General features: G+C 67.4%; 11 protein-coding genes. 6 read left to right on the forward strand and 5 right to left on the reverse strand.

What is annotated here, in order from left to right:
• The first annotated feature begins 163 nt into the window (after positions 1-163).
• Entirely contained in the window at positions 164-1,645 is a 1,482-nt protein-coding gene (locus AC1VVG_RS30725; protein ID WP_482837311.1) for a sensor domain-containing diguanylate cyclase, read from the forward strand.
• Positions 1,646-1,854: 209 nt separating this feature from the next.
• On the opposite strand, the gene AC1VVG_RS30730 is transcribed toward AC1VVG_RS30725, so the two are convergent.
• Positions 1,855-2,763, reverse strand: coding sequence for a LysR family transcriptional regulator (locus tag AC1VVG_RS30730; RefSeq protein ID WP_034191993.1), 909 nt, complete (start codon positions 2,761-2,763; stop codon positions 1,855-1,857).
• A gap of 128 nt (positions 2,764-2,891) precedes the next feature.
• On the opposite strand from AC1VVG_RS30730, the gene AC1VVG_RS30735 reads away from it, so the two are divergent.
• The 4 genes from AC1VVG_RS30735 (at position 2,892) to AC1VVG_RS30750 (ending at position 8,002) form a co-directional block, all read left to right on the forward strand.
• Positions 2,892-3,779, forward strand: a complete 888-nt coding sequence (locus AC1VVG_RS30735; RefSeq protein ID WP_226103838.1) for an NAD(P)-dependent oxidoreductase — start codon at positions 2,892-2,894, stop codon at positions 3,777-3,779.
• 52 nt (positions 3,780-3,831) lie between these two features.
• Positions 3,832-5,349, forward strand: a complete 1,518-nt coding sequence (locus AC1VVG_RS30740) for an aldehyde dehydrogenase family protein (RefSeq protein WP_059562269.1) — start codon at positions 3,832-3,834, stop codon at positions 5,347-5,349.
• A 48-nt stretch (positions 5,350-5,397) separates the two neighbouring features.
• The gene (locus AC1VVG_RS30745; protein WP_482837314.1) at positions 5,398-6,732 is read left to right on the forward strand and encodes a DUF3100 domain-containing protein; all 1,335 of its coding nucleotides are present in this window, start codon (positions 5,398-5,400) and stop codon (positions 6,730-6,732) included.
• 79 nt (positions 6,733-6,811) lie between these two features.
• Positions 6,812-8,002 (forward strand): M20 aminoacylase family protein, encoded by a 1,191-nt coding sequence (locus AC1VVG_RS30750; protein WP_034191989.1) that lies wholly within the window; start codon positions 6,812-6,814, stop codon positions 8,000-8,002.
• 146 nt (positions 8,003-8,148) lie between these two features.
• On the opposite strand, the gene AC1VVG_RS30755 is transcribed toward AC1VVG_RS30750, so the two are convergent.
• The 3 genes from AC1VVG_RS30755 to AC1VVG_RS30765 all read right to left on the reverse strand — a co-directional run bounded on the left by AC1VVG_RS30755 (position 8,149) and on the right by AC1VVG_RS30765 (position 12,533).
• The gene (locus AC1VVG_RS30755; protein ID WP_034191988.1) at positions 8,149-9,330 is read right to left on the reverse strand and encodes a fumarylacetoacetate hydrolase family protein; all 1,182 of its coding nucleotides are present in this window, start codon (positions 9,328-9,330) and stop codon (positions 8,149-8,151) included.
• Positions 9,331-9,380: 50 nt separating this feature from the next.
• On the reverse strand, positions 9,381-11,162 hold the full coding sequence (locus AC1VVG_RS30760; RefSeq protein WP_482837316.1) for an IlvD/Edd family dehydratase: 1,782 nt from the start codon (positions 11,160-11,162) through the stop codon (positions 9,381-9,383).
• Between the two features lie 333 nt (positions 11,163-11,495).
• A complete protein-coding gene (locus AC1VVG_RS30765) occupies positions 11,496-12,533 on the reverse strand; it encodes a LacI family DNA-binding transcriptional regulator (protein WP_482837318.1) in 1,038 nt (345 codons plus the stop codon).
• Positions 12,534-12,827: 294 nt separating this feature from the next.
• Between AC1VVG_RS30765 and AC1VVG_RS30770 the strand changes: the two genes are divergently transcribed.
• The gene (locus AC1VVG_RS30770; protein ID WP_482837320.1) at positions 12,828-14,174 is read left to right on the forward strand and encodes an MFS transporter; all 1,347 of its coding nucleotides are present in this window, start codon (positions 12,828-12,830) and stop codon (positions 14,172-14,174) included.
• Between the two features lie 281 nt (positions 14,175-14,455).
• Here AC1VVG_RS30770 and AC1VVG_RS30775 read toward each other — a convergent pair whose 3' ends face one another.
• Positions 14,456-14,848, reverse strand: a complete 393-nt coding sequence (locus tag AC1VVG_RS30775) for a hypothetical protein (RefSeq protein ID WP_226252528.1) — start codon at positions 14,846-14,848, stop codon at positions 14,456-14,458.
• Positions 14,849-15,380 lie beyond the last annotated feature (532 nt).

Consider the following 15,380-nt stretch of genomic DNA (forward strand, 5'->3'; position numbering starts at 1 on the left):
GCCGCAGGCGTGCACCGCGGTGCACGCCTGCCGAGTGTCCGTCGCGCTCCCGTCGAAAAAGGCGATCCACCCGGGTCATCGCGGGCTTGATGTGCCCCCATCCGTTTTTTACTATGAGGGAAACGCGCCCGCACGTGCGCCCAAACCACTTCCGAGGGCCTCAATGCAATCCAGGTCGGCTGCTCCCTATACTGTCGTCGTCATGGGTATCGTGATCGCCTGCGCGTTGATGGGCCTGTGCGTGCTGCAGTTGTTGCAGAGCCGTAATGATGCGCTCGACCGGGCCCGCGAAACCTCCCGCAATCTGGGCCTGATGGCCGAACGCGACATCGAGCGCAACGTCGAACTCTACGACCTTTCGCTGCAGGCGGTGCTTCACGGTCTGCAGCGCACGGACGTGATGAATTCTTCCGCGAGCCTGCGCCGCGCCGTGCTGTTCGATCATGCGATGACTGCGCAATTTCTTGGCTCGATGCTGGTGCTCGACGCTGGCGGAAACATCGTCCTGGATTCCGCCAACGACGTGCCGCGCCAGGGAAATTTTGCGGATCGCAAGTACTTCACCGTCCATCGCGACAATCCCAATGCAGGGCTTTACGTCAGTGACCCATTTGCATCGCGGTTGCGGGGCGGATTGCTCAGCATGGTGCTGTCGCGGCGAATCTCGAACCCCGACGGCTCGTTTGGCGGCGTCGCGCTGATTGCGATCAACCTCGAGTACTTCCGGCAGCTGTTTGCCGGGCTGTCGCTCGGGCAGCACGGCTCGATGTCCCTGATCGGCGAAGACGGCATATTGGTGATGCGTTACCCGTACGACGTGCACCTCATCGGCCGCGACATCAGCAAGGCAGCGACATTCCGGCGCTTCCAGACGGCATCGGAGGGCTCTTTTTCCGAAACGGCGTCGATCGACGGGGTGCGTCGTCTCTATTATTTCAAGCGCCTGCCGAAGCTGCCGCTGATCATCATGGTCGCGGAGGCGGAACAGGACATCTATGCAGGCTGGCGGCACCGCGCGGTAACGATCGGCGCGCTGGTGGCCACGTTCGGCGTCGCTTTTATCGTCGTGTCGATCATGCTCGGTGCACAACTGCGGCGTCGTATGCGGGCGGAGTCCGAACTGGTGCTCCTGGCACGCACGGACGGGCTCACTGGCTTGAACAATCGGCGCAGCTTCGGGGAAGTGCTGGACCGCGAATGGCGCCGCGCCCGCCGCGCTCATTCCGTTTTTTCCCTGCTGTTTGTCGACGTCGACCGCTTCAAGGCGTACAACGACACGTACGGCCATCAGGCGGGCGACGACGCGCTGGCGGCTGTTGCCCGCTGCATCGGCGACAACATCCGCCGCCCGGCAGATACCGCGGCTCGCTACGGTGGGGAAGAATTCGTCGTGCTGTTGCCCGATACGCCGCCAACGGGCGCCGCGCAGATCGCCGAGCGCATTCGTGCGGCCATCGATGAATTGGCGCTCGAGCATGCTGGCAGCGAATACGGGCGCGTCACGGCCAGTATTGGCCTGGCAAGCTGGACACCGGAGCAGGAAGGGGAGGCTGGCGCCGTGATCAAGGCAGCGGACGAGGCGCTGTACTACGCGAAGGCAACCGGCCGGAACAAGGTCGCTGCCTTTCAGTCCCGGCCCGATTGAGGCCGGGATGACGTACCCCTATTTTTGTTCGAACCGGCGTGGAGTCCGAGGTAAAAACCCGCTGCTTGGCACCGTGCGCGCGGGCGAACTGCCTGGGCGACAGGTTGCCGATCGAATCGGACGGGGACGCGTATGTCCTGTAACCGCGGCGGCGTTGCGCCGATGGCCGGACTTCCTGCGTCGAGAAACAACCTCGTGACGCTGCACAACTAGCGGAACGCCCTCATCTGCCCCATCATCATCTGCAGCATCTTGTTGGCGGCCACGGAGAGCTTGCGGCCCACGCGCGTGACCATATGCGCCTCGGCGTTCTCGAGGATCGGATGCGCGATCTCGATCGCGAACAGCTCCTTGGCTTGCAGCTCGGCCGCCACCGCGAAGGCGGGCATCACCGAGATGCCGAGTCCCGATTTCACGAACTCCTTGAGGATTGCGAAGGAATTGGTGGTGACGACCGGTCCGAGCCGCACGCGCTCGGCGTACTCCACGGCCTCCATCATCTGCCGCGTGCCGTAGGACGGGTGCGTGGCCGCCAGCGGGTAGGTGGCGAGCTGCTGCACCGTCAGTACCTTGTGGGTGCGGCGCGGAAAGTCGGGGCCGACGATCGCCATCATCGGCTGTCGCTTCGAGGCGCGCGACACCAGCTTGGGCTCGGCGGGCGGGTTGTAGACCAGGCCGATCTCGCCCTCGTCGTTCGAGATCTTGCGGATCACGTCGTTGGTGCTGCCCACGTCGAGGTTGACGCGGATCCCGGGGAACTGCCGGCAGAACTGCTGCATCGGCCCGGCCAACAGGTCCGAGACGAAGCCCTCGCCGAGCACCAGGCTGACCTCGCCGGTCTTGAGGCCGCGCAGTTCCTGCAGGCGCGAGAGCAGGTCGTCGCGGTGCGCGAGCTGCTCGCGGAAATACTCGATCACGCAGCGTCCCGCCTCGGTGGGCGTCACGCCGCGCGCGTGGCGCTCCACCAGGGTGGCGTCGAGCTCCTTCTCCAGCAGCCCGATCTGGCGGCTCACGGCCGAGGGCGCCACGTCGAGCCAGTCGGCCGCGGCGCGGATCGTGCCGCAGCGCACGGCCTCGTAGAAATAGACGATCCGGCTGTCGGTAAGGGTGTCGCTCATGATCCAGGTGTTCTAAAAAAGAGAACAATATCAATATTGGCGTTGATTGATTATACGGGTCGCCGGACCGAACATCGTGGCCATGCAAGGCGGGCGCACGCTGGCGCGCCGGCCTCGAACCAACAGCTATCAGGAGTCGTCGGATGAAAACGGTGGGCGTGATCGGTCTGGGCAACATGGGGCGCGGCATGGCGGGTTCGCTGCGGCGCGGCGGCTACACGGTGCTCGGCTACGACGCGGCGCCCGGCGTGGCGCTCGCGCTGGCCGGGCAGGCGGTGCTGTCGGCGCGCGATTCGGTGGCGGAAATCGCGCGCGACGCCGACGTGCTGCTGCTGTCGCTGCCGACCTCGGCGGTGGTCGAGGCGGTGGTGCTGGGCGCGGGCGGCGTGCTCGAGAACGCCAGGCCGGGCAGCATCGTGATCGATACCACCACGGCCGATCCGGACAGCACGCGGCGCGTGGCGGCGGCCCTGGCCGAGCGCGGCATCGGCTTCGTCGACGGCCCGGTGAGCGGCGGCCCGAAGGGCGCGGCCACCGCCACCATGACCATGGTGCTGGGCGGCTCGGACAGCGACATCGCGGCCATCGAGCCGATCCTCGCGGCGATCAGCGCGAAGCGCGTGCATGTGGGCCCGGTGGGCGCCGGCCACGTCACCAAGCTGCTCAACAATCTGCTGACCGGCGTGCACCTGCTGGCCGCCAGCGAGGCGGTGCGCACCGCGCGCGCGGCCGGCGTCGATCCGGAAAAGCTGGTCGAGGCGCTCAACGGCGGCTCCGGCCGCAACAGCGCGACGCTGACCAACTACCCGACCTGGATCTTCAACGGCAAGTTCGATTCCGGTTTCACCATGAAGCTGATGCGCAAGGACGTGCGGCTCGCGCTGGGCCTGCTCGACCAGTTCGACAGCGTCGCGCCGGTGGCGCGCGAGGCGGCGCGTGTGTGGGCCGCCAGCGAGGTGGCCGTCGCCGACGGCGAGGACTTCAACCGCATCGTCGACTTCGTCGACCCTGCCTGAGGCCGGGCAGCCCGCGCCGCGATCCCGCTCGACCCCTATACGGAAACCTGACATGACCCAGCACGCAGACCAGTTGCTCGCCGCCTTCGCGCATTTCTTCCCCGGTGCCGCCACGATCGGCTCGTATATCGACGGCGAACTCGTCGCCGGCCAGGGCGACACGATCCAGCTTTACGATGCGGCGACGGGCGAGGCCACGCTCGCCTATCGCGACGCCGGCGCGGCCGTGATCGACCATGCCGCCGAAAGCGCGCGCCGCGCGCAGCGCGAATGGTGGGCGCTCACGCATGCCGCGCGCGGCCGCGTGATGCAGGAGGTGGCGCGTGCGATCCGCGCCGAGGCCGAGGCGATCGCGCGGCTGGAGGCGCTGGGCTCGGGCAAGCCGATCCGCGACTGCCGCGGCGAGGTGGCGAAGGTCGCCGAGATGTTCGAGTACTACGCGGGCTGGACCGACAAGTTCTACGGCAGCGTGATCCCGGTGCCGACCTCGCACCTCAACTACACGCGCCGCGAGCCGGCCGGTGTCGTGCTGCAGATCACGCCCTGGAACGCGCCGGTGTTCACCTGCGGCTGGCAAGTGGCGCCCGCGGTGGCGATGGGCAATGGCGTGCTGCTCAAGCCGTCGGAACTGACGCCCTTCACCTCGCTGGCGGTTGCCCGGCTCGGCGAGCGGGCCGGGCTGCCGCGCGGTCTGGTCAACGTGCTGGCCGGTTTCGGTCACACCGTCGGGCAGGCCGCGATCGCGCATCGCGTGGTGAGCAAGGTGGTGTTCGTCGGCTCGCCGGCCACCGGCGCGCGCATCGCCGAGGCCGCCGCGCGCCGTGTGCTGCCCTGCGTGCTGGAGCTGGGTGGCAAGTCGGCCAATATCGTGTTCGCCGATGCCGACCTCAAGCGCGCCGCGCTGACCGCGCAGGCGGCGATATTCGCCGGCGCGGGCCAGAGTTGCGTGGCCGGCTCGCGCCTGCTGGTGCAGCGCGCCGTCTACGACGAATTCGTTGCGATGGTGGCTGCCGGCGCGAAGAAGATCCGTGTCGGCGCGCCGCTCGACGACGCGACCGAGGTGGGCCCGATCAACAATCGCAAGCAGTACGACCATGTGATGTCGATGATCGCGCGCGGCGTGGCGGCGGGCGCCACGCTCGCCAGCGGCTCGGCCGAGCGCGTCGAGGCGGGTCGCGGCGGCTACTTCGTGGCGCCCACCGTGCTGGCCGGCGTGTCGAACGCGATGGAGGTGGCGCGCACCGAGATCTTCGGGCCGGTGGTGGCCGCCATCCCGTTCGACACCGAGGACGAGGCGATCGCGATCGCCAACGACACCGACTTCGGCCTGGCCGGCGCGGCCTGGACCACCGACGTGGCGCGCGCGCATCGCGTGGCCGCGCAGGTGAATGCCGGCACCTTCTGGGTCAACGGCTACAAGACCATCAACGTGGCCTCCCCGTTCGGCGGCTACGGCATGAGCGGCTACGGCCGCTCGAGCGGGGTCGAGGCGCTGTACGAATACACGCAGACCAAGAGCGTGTGGGTCGAGACGGCCGAAGCGCCGCCCACCGCGTTCGGTTATCTGTAACTACCGGCCCGCATTCGACGGCAGCCGGGCTTCAAGGGGAGATTCGTCATGGAACACGCACTGGGTATCGAACGCCGCGAGCTGGGCGGCGCGGCCACCGCCAAGGTCCTGCTTTACGCGGCCGGCATCCTGCTGATCGCCGAATGGATCGGCTCGTTCACGTTCAAGCTCGGACCGGGCAAGGTCGTGCTGCTGCCGATGATCTGGGCGCTGCTGCTCGGTGCCGCGGTGGGGCTGGCCAGTGCGCGCTGGAACAGCAGCGTGCGCCTGAGCGTGCCGGACCAGTTCTTCGCGGCCGCGATCCTGCAGCCGGCGCTGCTGCTGTTCGTCTCCAAGCTCGGGCTGATGGTGGGCAGCGCGCTGCCCAAGCTGGCTTCGGCGGGGTGGGCGCTGGCCTTCCAGGAATTCGGCCACTTCGTCGGCACCATCCTGCTCGGCCTGCCGCTCGCATTGCTGCTCGGCATCAAGCGCGAAGCGATCGGCGCGACCTTCTCGGTGGGCCGCGAGCCGAGCCTGGCGATCATCGGCGAGAAGTACGGCATGGATTCGGCCGAGGGCCGCGGCGTGCTGGCCGAGTACCTGACCGGCACCGTGTTCGGTGCGGTGTTCATCGCCGTGTTCGCGGGTTTCGTGAGCAGCCTCGGCATCTTCGATCCGCTTGCGCTGGCGATGGGCTCGGGCGTCGGCTCGGGCAGCATGATGGCGGCCGCCTCGGGCGCGATCGCCGCGCAGCAGGACCCGGAGACGGCGAAATCGGTGCTCGCCTTCGCCGCGGCCAGCAACCTGATCACCACCACCATCGGTACCTACTTCACGCTGTTCATCTCGCTGCCGCTCGCGGTCTGGGGCTATCGCGTGCTGGAGCCGCTGATCGGCCGCACCACCAAGGCTTCGGCACAGCCCGAGGCGGCCAGCCCGTCGCTGGGCGAAGTGCGGACCGAGGCGCCCGCGCTCGGCTACGGCGGCAAGCTGCTCGCCTGGATCGTGACGGCCGCGATGGCGCTGGTGTGCGACTGGATCGCGCACGGCACCACACCGCTGGTGGGACTGCCGGGAATGGCGATCATGGTGTGCGCGACGATCGTCGGCGATGCGCTGGCGCGCGTGACGGGGCGACGGATTCCGGCCGTCTGCTGGGTATCGGTGGTGGCGATGTTCCTGACCTCGCCGTGGTGCCCGTGGGCTTCGCAGATCGCCGCGCTCGGCTCGCACAACGATTTCCTCGGGGTGACCACGCCGATGCTGGTGTTCGCGGGGCTGTCGATCGCCAAGGACATCCCGGCCTTCCGCCGGCTCGGCTGGCGTATCGTGCTGGTGTCCTTCGTGGCGAATGCCGGCACCTTCATCGGCGCGACCCTGGTGGCGCAGCTGTTCCATATCTGATGCCTCGCGGCGTGGCGGCGGGCGCCATGGACCAGCCCGCCGCCACGCCGCGACGACCGACAAGCACGTACCCATCTGCATGAAATTGATCGATTCCATCGTCGCGCATACTGACGAACTCACGGCGATACGCCGCGACATCCATGCCCATCCCGAGGTGGGCTACGACGTGTTCCGCACCGCCGAACTCGTCGCCGAGCGGCTCGAGCAATGGGGTTATGCCGTCACGCGCGGTGTCGGCCGCACCGGCGTGGTCGGCACCTTGAAGCGCGGCGGCAGCGCGCGCGCGATCGGCCTGCGCGCCGACATGGATGCGCTGCCCGTGCAGGAGGCCAACACCTTCGCGCATCGTTCGACGGTGCCCGGCGCGATGCATGCCTGCGGCCACGACGGGCACACCGCCATGCTACTGGGGGCCGCGCGCCATCTGGCGCGGCATGGCGAGTTCGACGGCACCGTGCAGCTGTTTTTCCAGCCGGCCGAGGAGGCGGGCGGCGGCGCGCGCGCGATGATCGAGGACGGCCTGTTCGAGCGTTTCCCGGTGGATGCCGTGTTCGGGCTGCACAACTGGCCCGGCATCGCGGCGGGCGATTTCGCGGTGCGGCCGGGGCCGCTGATGGCCTCGACCAGCCTGTTCCGGATCAACTTGCGCGGTGCCGGCTGCCACGCGGCCATGCCGCACCTGGGCCGCGATCCGGTGTTCGCGGCGGGGCAGGTGCTGAGCGCGCTGCAGGGAATCGTCACGCGCAACCGAAATCCGGTCGACGGCGCGGTGCTGTCGGTCACCCAGGTGCATGCGGGCGAAGCGATGAACGTGGTGCCGACCGACGCCTGGCTCGGCGGCACGGTGCGGACCTTCTCCGATGCGACGCTCGACCTGATCGAAACGCGCATGCGCGCCGTGGTGGCTGCGACGGCCGCGGCCTTCGATTGCGAAAGCGAGGTGGATTTCCAGCGCCAGTATCCGGCTACCGTGAACGATGCCGAGCAGACGGCGGTGGCGGTGGCGGTGATGCGTGAACTGGTGGGCGACGCGCATGTGAACGCCGCCGTCGATCCGACCATGGCGGCGGAGGATTTCTCGTTCATGCTGCGCGAGAAGCCGGGTTGTTATGCATTCCTCGGGAATGGCGCGGGCGATCATCGCGTGCATGGGCACGGCGGCGGGCCTTGCCTGCTGCATAACGCCAGTTACGACTTCAACGATGCGTTGCTGCCGGTGGGGGCGAGTTATTTCGTGAGGTTGGTGGAGCGGGTCCTGGGGCGGTAGGGACGCGGTGCTGACTTGTCGGGGCCGATCGCGACCGGGCGCCGCGCACCGAGGTGGCGGGGCCGCGGTCTTGCCGTTGCCCCGCTGCCCGTCGATCGGGTTCGCGTACGCTTTCGCGCGGTCGCGCGCCGTCGAGTTTCGCTGCGTCAGGCGCCGAGCAGGCCGCGTGCGGCCAGATTGGCGTACAGGGCGCGCACGCCGAAGGTCCAGGGGGCAATCGTCGTGCAGAGCTGTACGGTATTGACGAGTGCGCCGAGCGTGGGCGTCGAGATGGTGACGCGATCGCCCAGGTGATGCGTGAACCCGCCGCCGGGCGCGTCGCGGTCCTGAATCGGCGAGAACATCGTGCCCAGGAACAGCATGAAGCCGTCCGGATACTGGTGATGCGCGCCGCAGGTTTGCGCGACGAGGTCGGCAGGGTCGCGGCTGATCTCGCGCATGTGGCTGATGCCGTCGAGGACGAAACCGTCGTCCGCGCCTTCGACGCGCAGCGACACGCTGGCCTGCCGTACGCTGTCCAGCGTGAAGCCGTCGTCGAACAGCCGCACGAACGGGCCGATCGCGCACGAGCCGTTGTTGTCCTTGCACTTGCCAAGCAACAGCGCCGAGCGGCCTTCGATGTCGCGCAGGTTCACGTCGTTGCCGAGCGTGGCGCCGACCGGCGCGCCGGCGCTGCTGACCGCGAGCACGATCTCGGGCTCCGGGTTGTTCCACACCGACACGGGCAGCAGGCCCACCTCCGCGCCGAAGCCCACCGCGGACATCGGCTGCGATTTGGAGAACACCTCCGCGTCCGGGCCGATTCCGACTTCCATGTATTGCGACCACGCGCCGCGGCGCTCGAGTTCGGCCTTCAGGCGCAGGGCGGCTTCCGAACCGGGAACGATCCTCGACAGATCGGTGCCGATGGTCGCGGCCAGGGTGTCGCGCACGTCCCGCGCCTTGGCCGGATCGCCGCCGGCTTGTTCCTCGATGACGCGTTCGATCAGGCTGACGGCGAAGGTGACGCCGCAAGCCTTGATGGCCTGCACGTCGCACGGTGCGAGCAGGTGCGTGGCGCCGGACGTGCCGTCCAGTGCCGCCTGCAGCAGCGGCTCGACGCGGCCCAGCGATTCGCCGGGGGCCGCGCGCGCGATGGCGACTGCGTCGGGGCAGTCGAACAGGTCCGCGGTGGTCGGCACGGTGCGCGTGATGTCGAACATCTCGCCGCCGCGCACGGCAACGACGCTCGGGCCCGCGTGGGCGCCATCGTGCCGCCAGACGCGGCCGATCAGCAGCGCGTGTGCGAGGTCGTGCGGCAGGCAGTCGGAAACGGAAAGTGTACGCATGGTCAGCTCGGTGGGAGTCGTAGACGGTTGGATCGGCGGGATCAACGAGATCAGTGGGAGTGGCGCGGGTTGCCGCGCTGCTCGATGACCTTCAGGTACAGCGTGGCCGGTTCGAGGCAGCCGCCGGTGGACAACTGGCCCACGAACCGGCGATAGAGTTCCTGCCAGGGCGTCTGCGCCTGCGGGACGGTGAAGCGGGCAGTTTCGCGGCGGCGTGCGAGTTCCTCTTCGTCGACGAGCACGTCGACGCTGCGGCGATTCAGATCCACGCGGACGCGGTCGTTCGTGCGCAGCAGGGCCAGGCCACCGCCGACCGCAGCCTCCGGCGACACGTTCAGGATCGACGGGCTGGCCGACGTGCCGCTCTGGCGTCCGTCGCCCAGGCATGGCAGCGACGTCACGCCGCGCTTCACGAGGTCGGCAGGCGGGGCCATGTTCACGACTTCCGAACTGCCCGGATAGCCGACCGTACCGCAGCCCCGGATCACCAGGATGCAGCGCTCGTCGATGTTCAGCTGCGGGTCGTTGATGCGGGCGTGATAGTCCTCGGGGCCGTCGAAGACGATCGCGCGTGCCTCGAAGGTGTTCTCCGCGCCCGGCTCGGCAAGGTAGGTCTGACGGAAGGCTTCGCCGATCACCGACATCTTCATGATGGCGCTGTCGAAGAAATTGCCTGACAGCACCATGAAGCCGGCGCCGTGTTTGAGCGGCGCTTCGGGCGTACGGATCACGTCGCGATCGGCGTCCTGCGCCGCGTCGGCGAGCTCGCCGATCGCGCGGCCGGACACGGTCAGGCAATCGCGCCGCAGCAGACCGGCCGAATCGAGCTGGCGCAGCACGGCGGGCACGCCGCCGGCGCGATGGAAGCTCTCCCCCAGGTATTCGCCGGCCGGCATGCAGTTGACGAGCAGCGGCACGGATTCGCCGAAGCGCTGCCAGTCATCGAGGCTCAGCTCCACGCCCATGTGCCGCGCAATCGCGATCAGATGTGGCGGGCAGTTGGTCGATGCGCCGAGCGCGGAGGCGACCACGATGGCATTCTCGAACGCCGCGCGCGTCATGATCCGCGACGGGCGCAGATCCTCGCGCACGAGCTCGACGGCGCGCTTGCCGGTGGCGTAAGCCATCTGACCGCGTTCGCGATAGGCGGCGGGGATGCTCGCACACCCCGGCAGCGACATGCCGAGCGCCTCGGCCAGGCTATTCATCGACAGCGCCGTGCCCATGGTATTGCAGTGGCCGATCGACGGCGACGATGCGGTGGTCAGCTGCATGAAGCCTTCGTAGTCGATATCGCCGGCAGCCAGCAGATTGCGGGCGTGCCAGATCACGGTGCCCGATCCGACCCGCTTGCCTGCGTGCCAGCCATCGAGCATCGGTCCGCCCGACAGGACGATCGCGGGCATGTCCACGGTGGCCGCCGCCATCAGGCAGGCGGGCGTGGTCTTGTCGCATCCGGTCGTGAGGACCACGCCGTCCAGCGGAAAGCCATGCAGCACTTCCACGAGCCCCAGGTAGGCGAGGTTGCGGTCGAGCGCGGCGGTGGGCCGGCGGCTCTGCTCGGCCAGCGGATGGACGGGGAACTCCATCGGAATGCCGCCCGCGTCGCGGATGCCCGCCTTGGTGCGTTCGGCCAGCTCGAGGTGGTGGCGGTTGCACGGCGCCAGGTCACTGCCCGTCTGCGCGATGCCGATGACGGGACGTCCCGACTGCAGCTCCTCGCGCGTGAGCCCGTAGTTCATGAAGCGCTCGACATAGAGCGCGGTCATGTCCGCATGCGCGGGGTCGTCGAACCACTCCTGGCTGCGCAGACGGCGAGGGGCTTGGGTCATGGCAGGCTGTCTCCGAAGGATTTGCTTGGTTTTGCGTGCCGGATAGTTACCGGTAACATGGCGTCGATGTTAGCACGGGGTTTTCGCGTTGCGTAAGGGGATTCTCGAGCGAATGATGCAGGCAATGGAGATCGTGCGACGCACGGGCGCGGGTTTCCGGGGCGGCGAATGGCGTGCGCCGATACGCGTCGATCCTCGCAAGGGCTGCTCTCCGATGCGGCGCAGGTGCGCGTGATCGGCAGGGTGTGTATGCGGTCTCGCACGTCGCACTACCGCCGCGCCTCGATACGCAGCTGTTCCCGCACGAGCCGGCCAGCCTGTGCTTTCGGCCAGTTACGCGCTTTCCCGTGCGACGATCGTGTAGTCGATCCGGATGCGTTGCGACGCGCTCCGCTCGCCGCCATCGCGAGCTTGCAATGCCGCCAGCAACGCTTCGCCCGTGCGCAGGCCGATGCCGTACGCGTCGACCGACACCGTGGTAATGCTCGGGTGGCAGCATGCGGCCACCTCGAAGTTCCCGAAGCCGGCCACGGCCATGTCCGCGGGCACGGACAGCCCGCGCCGATGGCATTCCATGATGGCACCGAACGCCGACATGTCGCTCACGCACATTACCGCGTCGGTGTCGGGCCACGTCTCCAGCAGGGCGGCCATCGCAGGCCCACCGTGGCTCATGGTGATCGGTGATTCGCCGAGCCGCACGATGCGCGGCTCACCGAGTCCCAGCGCCTTGATCTCCGCCTGATACCCCTTGAGCCGGTCCAGGCCGCGGCGATCCAGTTCGCTGGCGCCGCCGAGAAAACCGATGCGCTGGTAGCCGCGCTCCGCCAGATGCCGCACCATCGCACGCGCGGCCCGCACGTTGGAGAAGCCCACGGCGGTGTCGATGGGATGCGTGGGCAGGTCCCACATTTCGACGACGGGAATGGCCGAGCGTTGCAGCACCTGGCGCGTCGCATCGGTGTGTTGCGCACCGGTCAGCGCGATGCAGCGCGGCTGGTAACGCAGCATGGAGCGCACCAGCCGTTCTTCACGTTCCAGGTCGTAGTCGGTGTCGCCGAGCAGCAGTTGCAGGCCATGCGGTTCGAGCGCATCGGTGAGGCCGCGCACGGTGTCGGAGAAGTTGGAACTCGACAGCGACGGCACGAGCACCGCGACGAACGCCGAGCGCCCCGACGACAGCGCACCTGCGGCCGCGTCGGCCACGTAGCCGAGTTGGTCGATGGCCTTGCAGACCCGCGCGCGCGTTTCGGCAGCCACGCTGTGGCCGGCGAGCACGCGCGACACCGTCATCTTCGATACGCCGGCCAGGCGCGCTACGTCGGACATGCGGGGCGGTCCGGCAGGCCGGACGGCGGTGGGGCTGGGCATCGGAATGGCGATCCGGGAGAGAAATCAGTCAAGGCTACATCATACCGGTGCGAAATACCGTGCAGGCCGCCGGCGTCCGTTGCGACCGTGGCTCCACTAGGGAAACTCCCCGTTCACCAGCACTTGAACTCGCCTGTCCCGACATGCTAACTTGGTTATGTTACCGGTATCAGATCGCCGATGGTTCCCGTTGCCGCGTCGGCGTTTTTTTTGCGACGAATTGTTATCGGTAACATCCACGCATCATCGAACTCGCAGGTACGAAGAAGACCTACACAATCAGGAGACAAACCGATGCCGTCCATTACGCAGACCGCTGTCGCACCGGCCGCGGCCGCCTCTTCGGAAGACGCCCTATATCGCAAGGTCATGCGGCGCGTTCTGCCATTGCTGCTGCTGTGCTACGTCGTGGCGTACCTGGACCGCGTCAACGTGGGCTTCGCCAAGCTGCAGATGCTCGACGACCTGAGCCTGAGCGATGGCGTCTATGCGTTCGGCGCCAGCACATTCTTCTGGGGCTACTTTCTGTTCGAGATACCCAGCAACCTGCTGCTGCACCGCTACGGCGCGCGCTTCTGGATTGCGCGGATCATGATCACCTGGGGCATCGTGTCGTCGTCGATGGCCTTCATCGTGCCGCTCGCGCAGTTCTTCCACGTGCAGACGTCCACGATGTTCTACACGTTGCGCTTCCTGCTGGGCCTGTGCGAAGCCGGCTTTTTCCCCGGCGTGATCCTGTACATGAACTACTGGTTTCCGGCGCGCCGCCAGAGCGTGGCCATGTCCGGCTTTCTGGTGGCGATCCCGCTGAGCCTGACGCTCGGCAGTGTGGTGTCCGGCTGGCTGATGGAACAGACGCATGGCCTGGCGGGCATGAGCGGCTGGCAATGGATGCTGCTGCTGGAAGGGCTGCCGTCGATCGTGGTGGCGTTCATCGTGCTGGCCTGCCTCGGCGACGGCCCGCAGTCGGCGAAGTGGTTGTCCGCCGACGAAAAGGCCGTGCTGTCGCGCAATCTCGAATCCGAGGCCGCGCACAAGTCGCACAGCATCGGCGCCGCGCTGCGTAGCCCGCGCGTCTGGCTGCTGACCTTCATCCTGCTCACCTTCAATACCGGCTTCTACGGACTGGCGTTCTGGCTGCCGTCGATCATTCGCGCGTCGGGCGTGCAGAGCCCGCTGCATATCGGTCTGCTTACCGCCATTCCGTATCTGACGGCGATCTTCGCGATGGTGTGGAATGCATCGCACTCGCGCAAGACCGGCGAACGCCGCCTGCACGCGGCGATTCCCGCGCTGATCGGCGGTGTCGGCCTGATCATGAGCGCGGCGTGCGCGCAGCACGTGGCGTTGTCGATACTGTTCCTGACTATCGCCACCTGCGGCATTCTGGCGCTGATGCCGATCTACTGGACCTTCCCCGGCCAGATCCTGTCCGGCACGGCCGCGGCCGCGGGCATTGCGCTGATTAACTCGGTGGGCAACCTGTCCGGCTTCACGGGCTCGATGATTACCGGCATCGCCAAGGAAATGACCGGCAACATCAACAACGGCACCTATGCGCTGGGCGCCTGCCTGCTGGTCAGCTGCGTGCTGATCGCGCTGATTCCGCGTGCCATCCTGCAGCCGCCGGCCAGGCTGTAGGTACTTCGCGGACAGTCTCGTACGCGGTCGTCGCGGCGAGCCTGATCGCGCGATCGATCGCCGTGTCAAGCGTGTGCCGGGTGAGCAGATCGATGATCGGTGTGCCAACCACGCTGACGAGCACGGGATGCCGCGGCAATCCGACGAGCAGATAATGCCCGAGCGTTTCCACGACGGTTCCCGTGCCTTGAATGATTCGGCCCCCCCTTCAGGCCGCATTCCGTGGCGTGAGACCTGCAAGTCGGGATGAACGGGAGTCGCCGCTGGTTCGCCGGACGAAATCAGTCGCCACATTGGCGACCATGCAGCCCGAGGTGCAACTGGACCAGCCACGCCCGGCGGCAGTCGTCGGCGACCAGCACTTTGACGCCGGGGTTTTCGCTCGATTCGATCTTGCGCGCCGCCACGGCGGCATCGAACGCTCGCAGCGCCCACCGCCGCAGCAGCACCATCACCAGAAGCGCCACGATGAAGGTGCTGCCCTGATAGAGCAACGCGGGTGCACCGCTTTCGGGCACGCCGAACAGCAGGCCGACGCTCAGACAGGGGAGGCTGGCCATGCCCGTCGAAACCGAGAAGAGCACGATGTTTGCGCGCGGCGCCGTTGCGGTACCGGGTTTCATGACGCGCAGGTTCTCCGCGGGATAGACGTGATCGTCATGCTGAGCGTGCATGGCTTACTCGACACTGACATGATCCGCAATCTTCAACCAAGGCCGATACCGCGGGGGAAGTGCTCGCGGATGCCTGCATGAAGCACGCGCGCCATCGTGATGACGGCGGCCGCGATCATCCCGCGGGCCTTGCCGCCGTTCGCATTCGGCTTCGGCTTCGGCGCGACGCGCGCGGGGCGGCTGCCTGCCGAGCCCGCCTTCCGCGAGGCGCGAGCGCCGTGTCTCCGTCGATTCGCTGTTTCCGGGTGAGTAAGTAACGAGTAAGTCGATCGATCCTAGAGTCGGCTCCGTTGCCCCTCCACTTCGAGAAACAACCGTGAAATGAACTCTTTGCCGCAAGCGTCCACTGTTGCTGGCTTTCATATCGGCCGTTCTGTATTCGGGCGCAGCGTGGGCGAACAGCGCCGCGACTGAGGCAAAGAGCCAACACTGCGGTTTTGGCGGCACGTGAACGAACGTGGTGTCACGAGACTTACGCCTTTCCGTCACAAAAAATTTTTTAATGCGTCGCCAACGTTTGCGAATGCCAAAC

This window comes from Burkholderia sp. L-4 (assembly GCF_056856535.1).

What these genes read in the sequence shown, in the direction of transcription:
- AC1VVG_RS30725 (WP_482837311.1), top strand. Translation starts at nt 164, where the DNA reads ATGCAATCCAGGTCGGCTGCTCCCTATACTGTCGTCGTCATGGGTATC.
- AC1VVG_RS30730 (WP_034191993.1), bottom strand. Translation starts at nt 2,763, where the DNA reads ATGAGCGACACCCTTACCGACAGCCGGATCGTCTATTTCTACGAGGCC.
- AC1VVG_RS30740 (WP_059562269.1), top strand. Translation starts at nt 3,832, where the DNA reads ATGACCCAGCACGCAGACCAGTTGCTCGCCGCCTTCGCGCATTTCTTC.
- AC1VVG_RS30745 (WP_482837314.1), top strand. Translation starts at nt 5,398, where the DNA reads ATGGAACACGCACTGGGTATCGAACGCCGCGAGCTGGGCGGCGCGGCC.
- AC1VVG_RS30750 (WP_034191989.1), top strand. Translation starts at nt 6,812, where the DNA reads ATGAAATTGATCGATTCCATCGTCGCGCATACTGACGAACTCACGGCG.
- AC1VVG_RS30755 (WP_034191988.1), bottom strand. Translation starts at nt 9,330, where the DNA reads ATGCGTACACTTTCCGTTTCCGACTGCCTGCCGCACGACCTCGCACAC.
- AC1VVG_RS30760 (WP_482837316.1), bottom strand. Translation starts at nt 11,162, where the DNA reads ATGACCCAAGCCCCTCGCCGTCTGCGCAGCCAGGAGTGGTTCGACGAC.
- AC1VVG_RS30765 (WP_482837318.1), bottom strand. Translation starts at nt 12,533, where the DNA reads ATGCCCAGCCCCACCGCCGTCCGGCCTGCCGGACCGCCCCGCATGTCC.
- AC1VVG_RS30770 (WP_482837320.1), top strand. Translation starts at nt 12,828, where the DNA reads ATGCCGTCCATTACGCAGACCGCTGTCGCACCGGCCGCGGCCGCCTCT.
- AC1VVG_RS30775 (WP_226252528.1), bottom strand. Translation starts at nt 14,848, where the DNA reads ATGCACGCTCAGCATGACGATCACGTCTATCCCGCGGAGAACCTGCGC.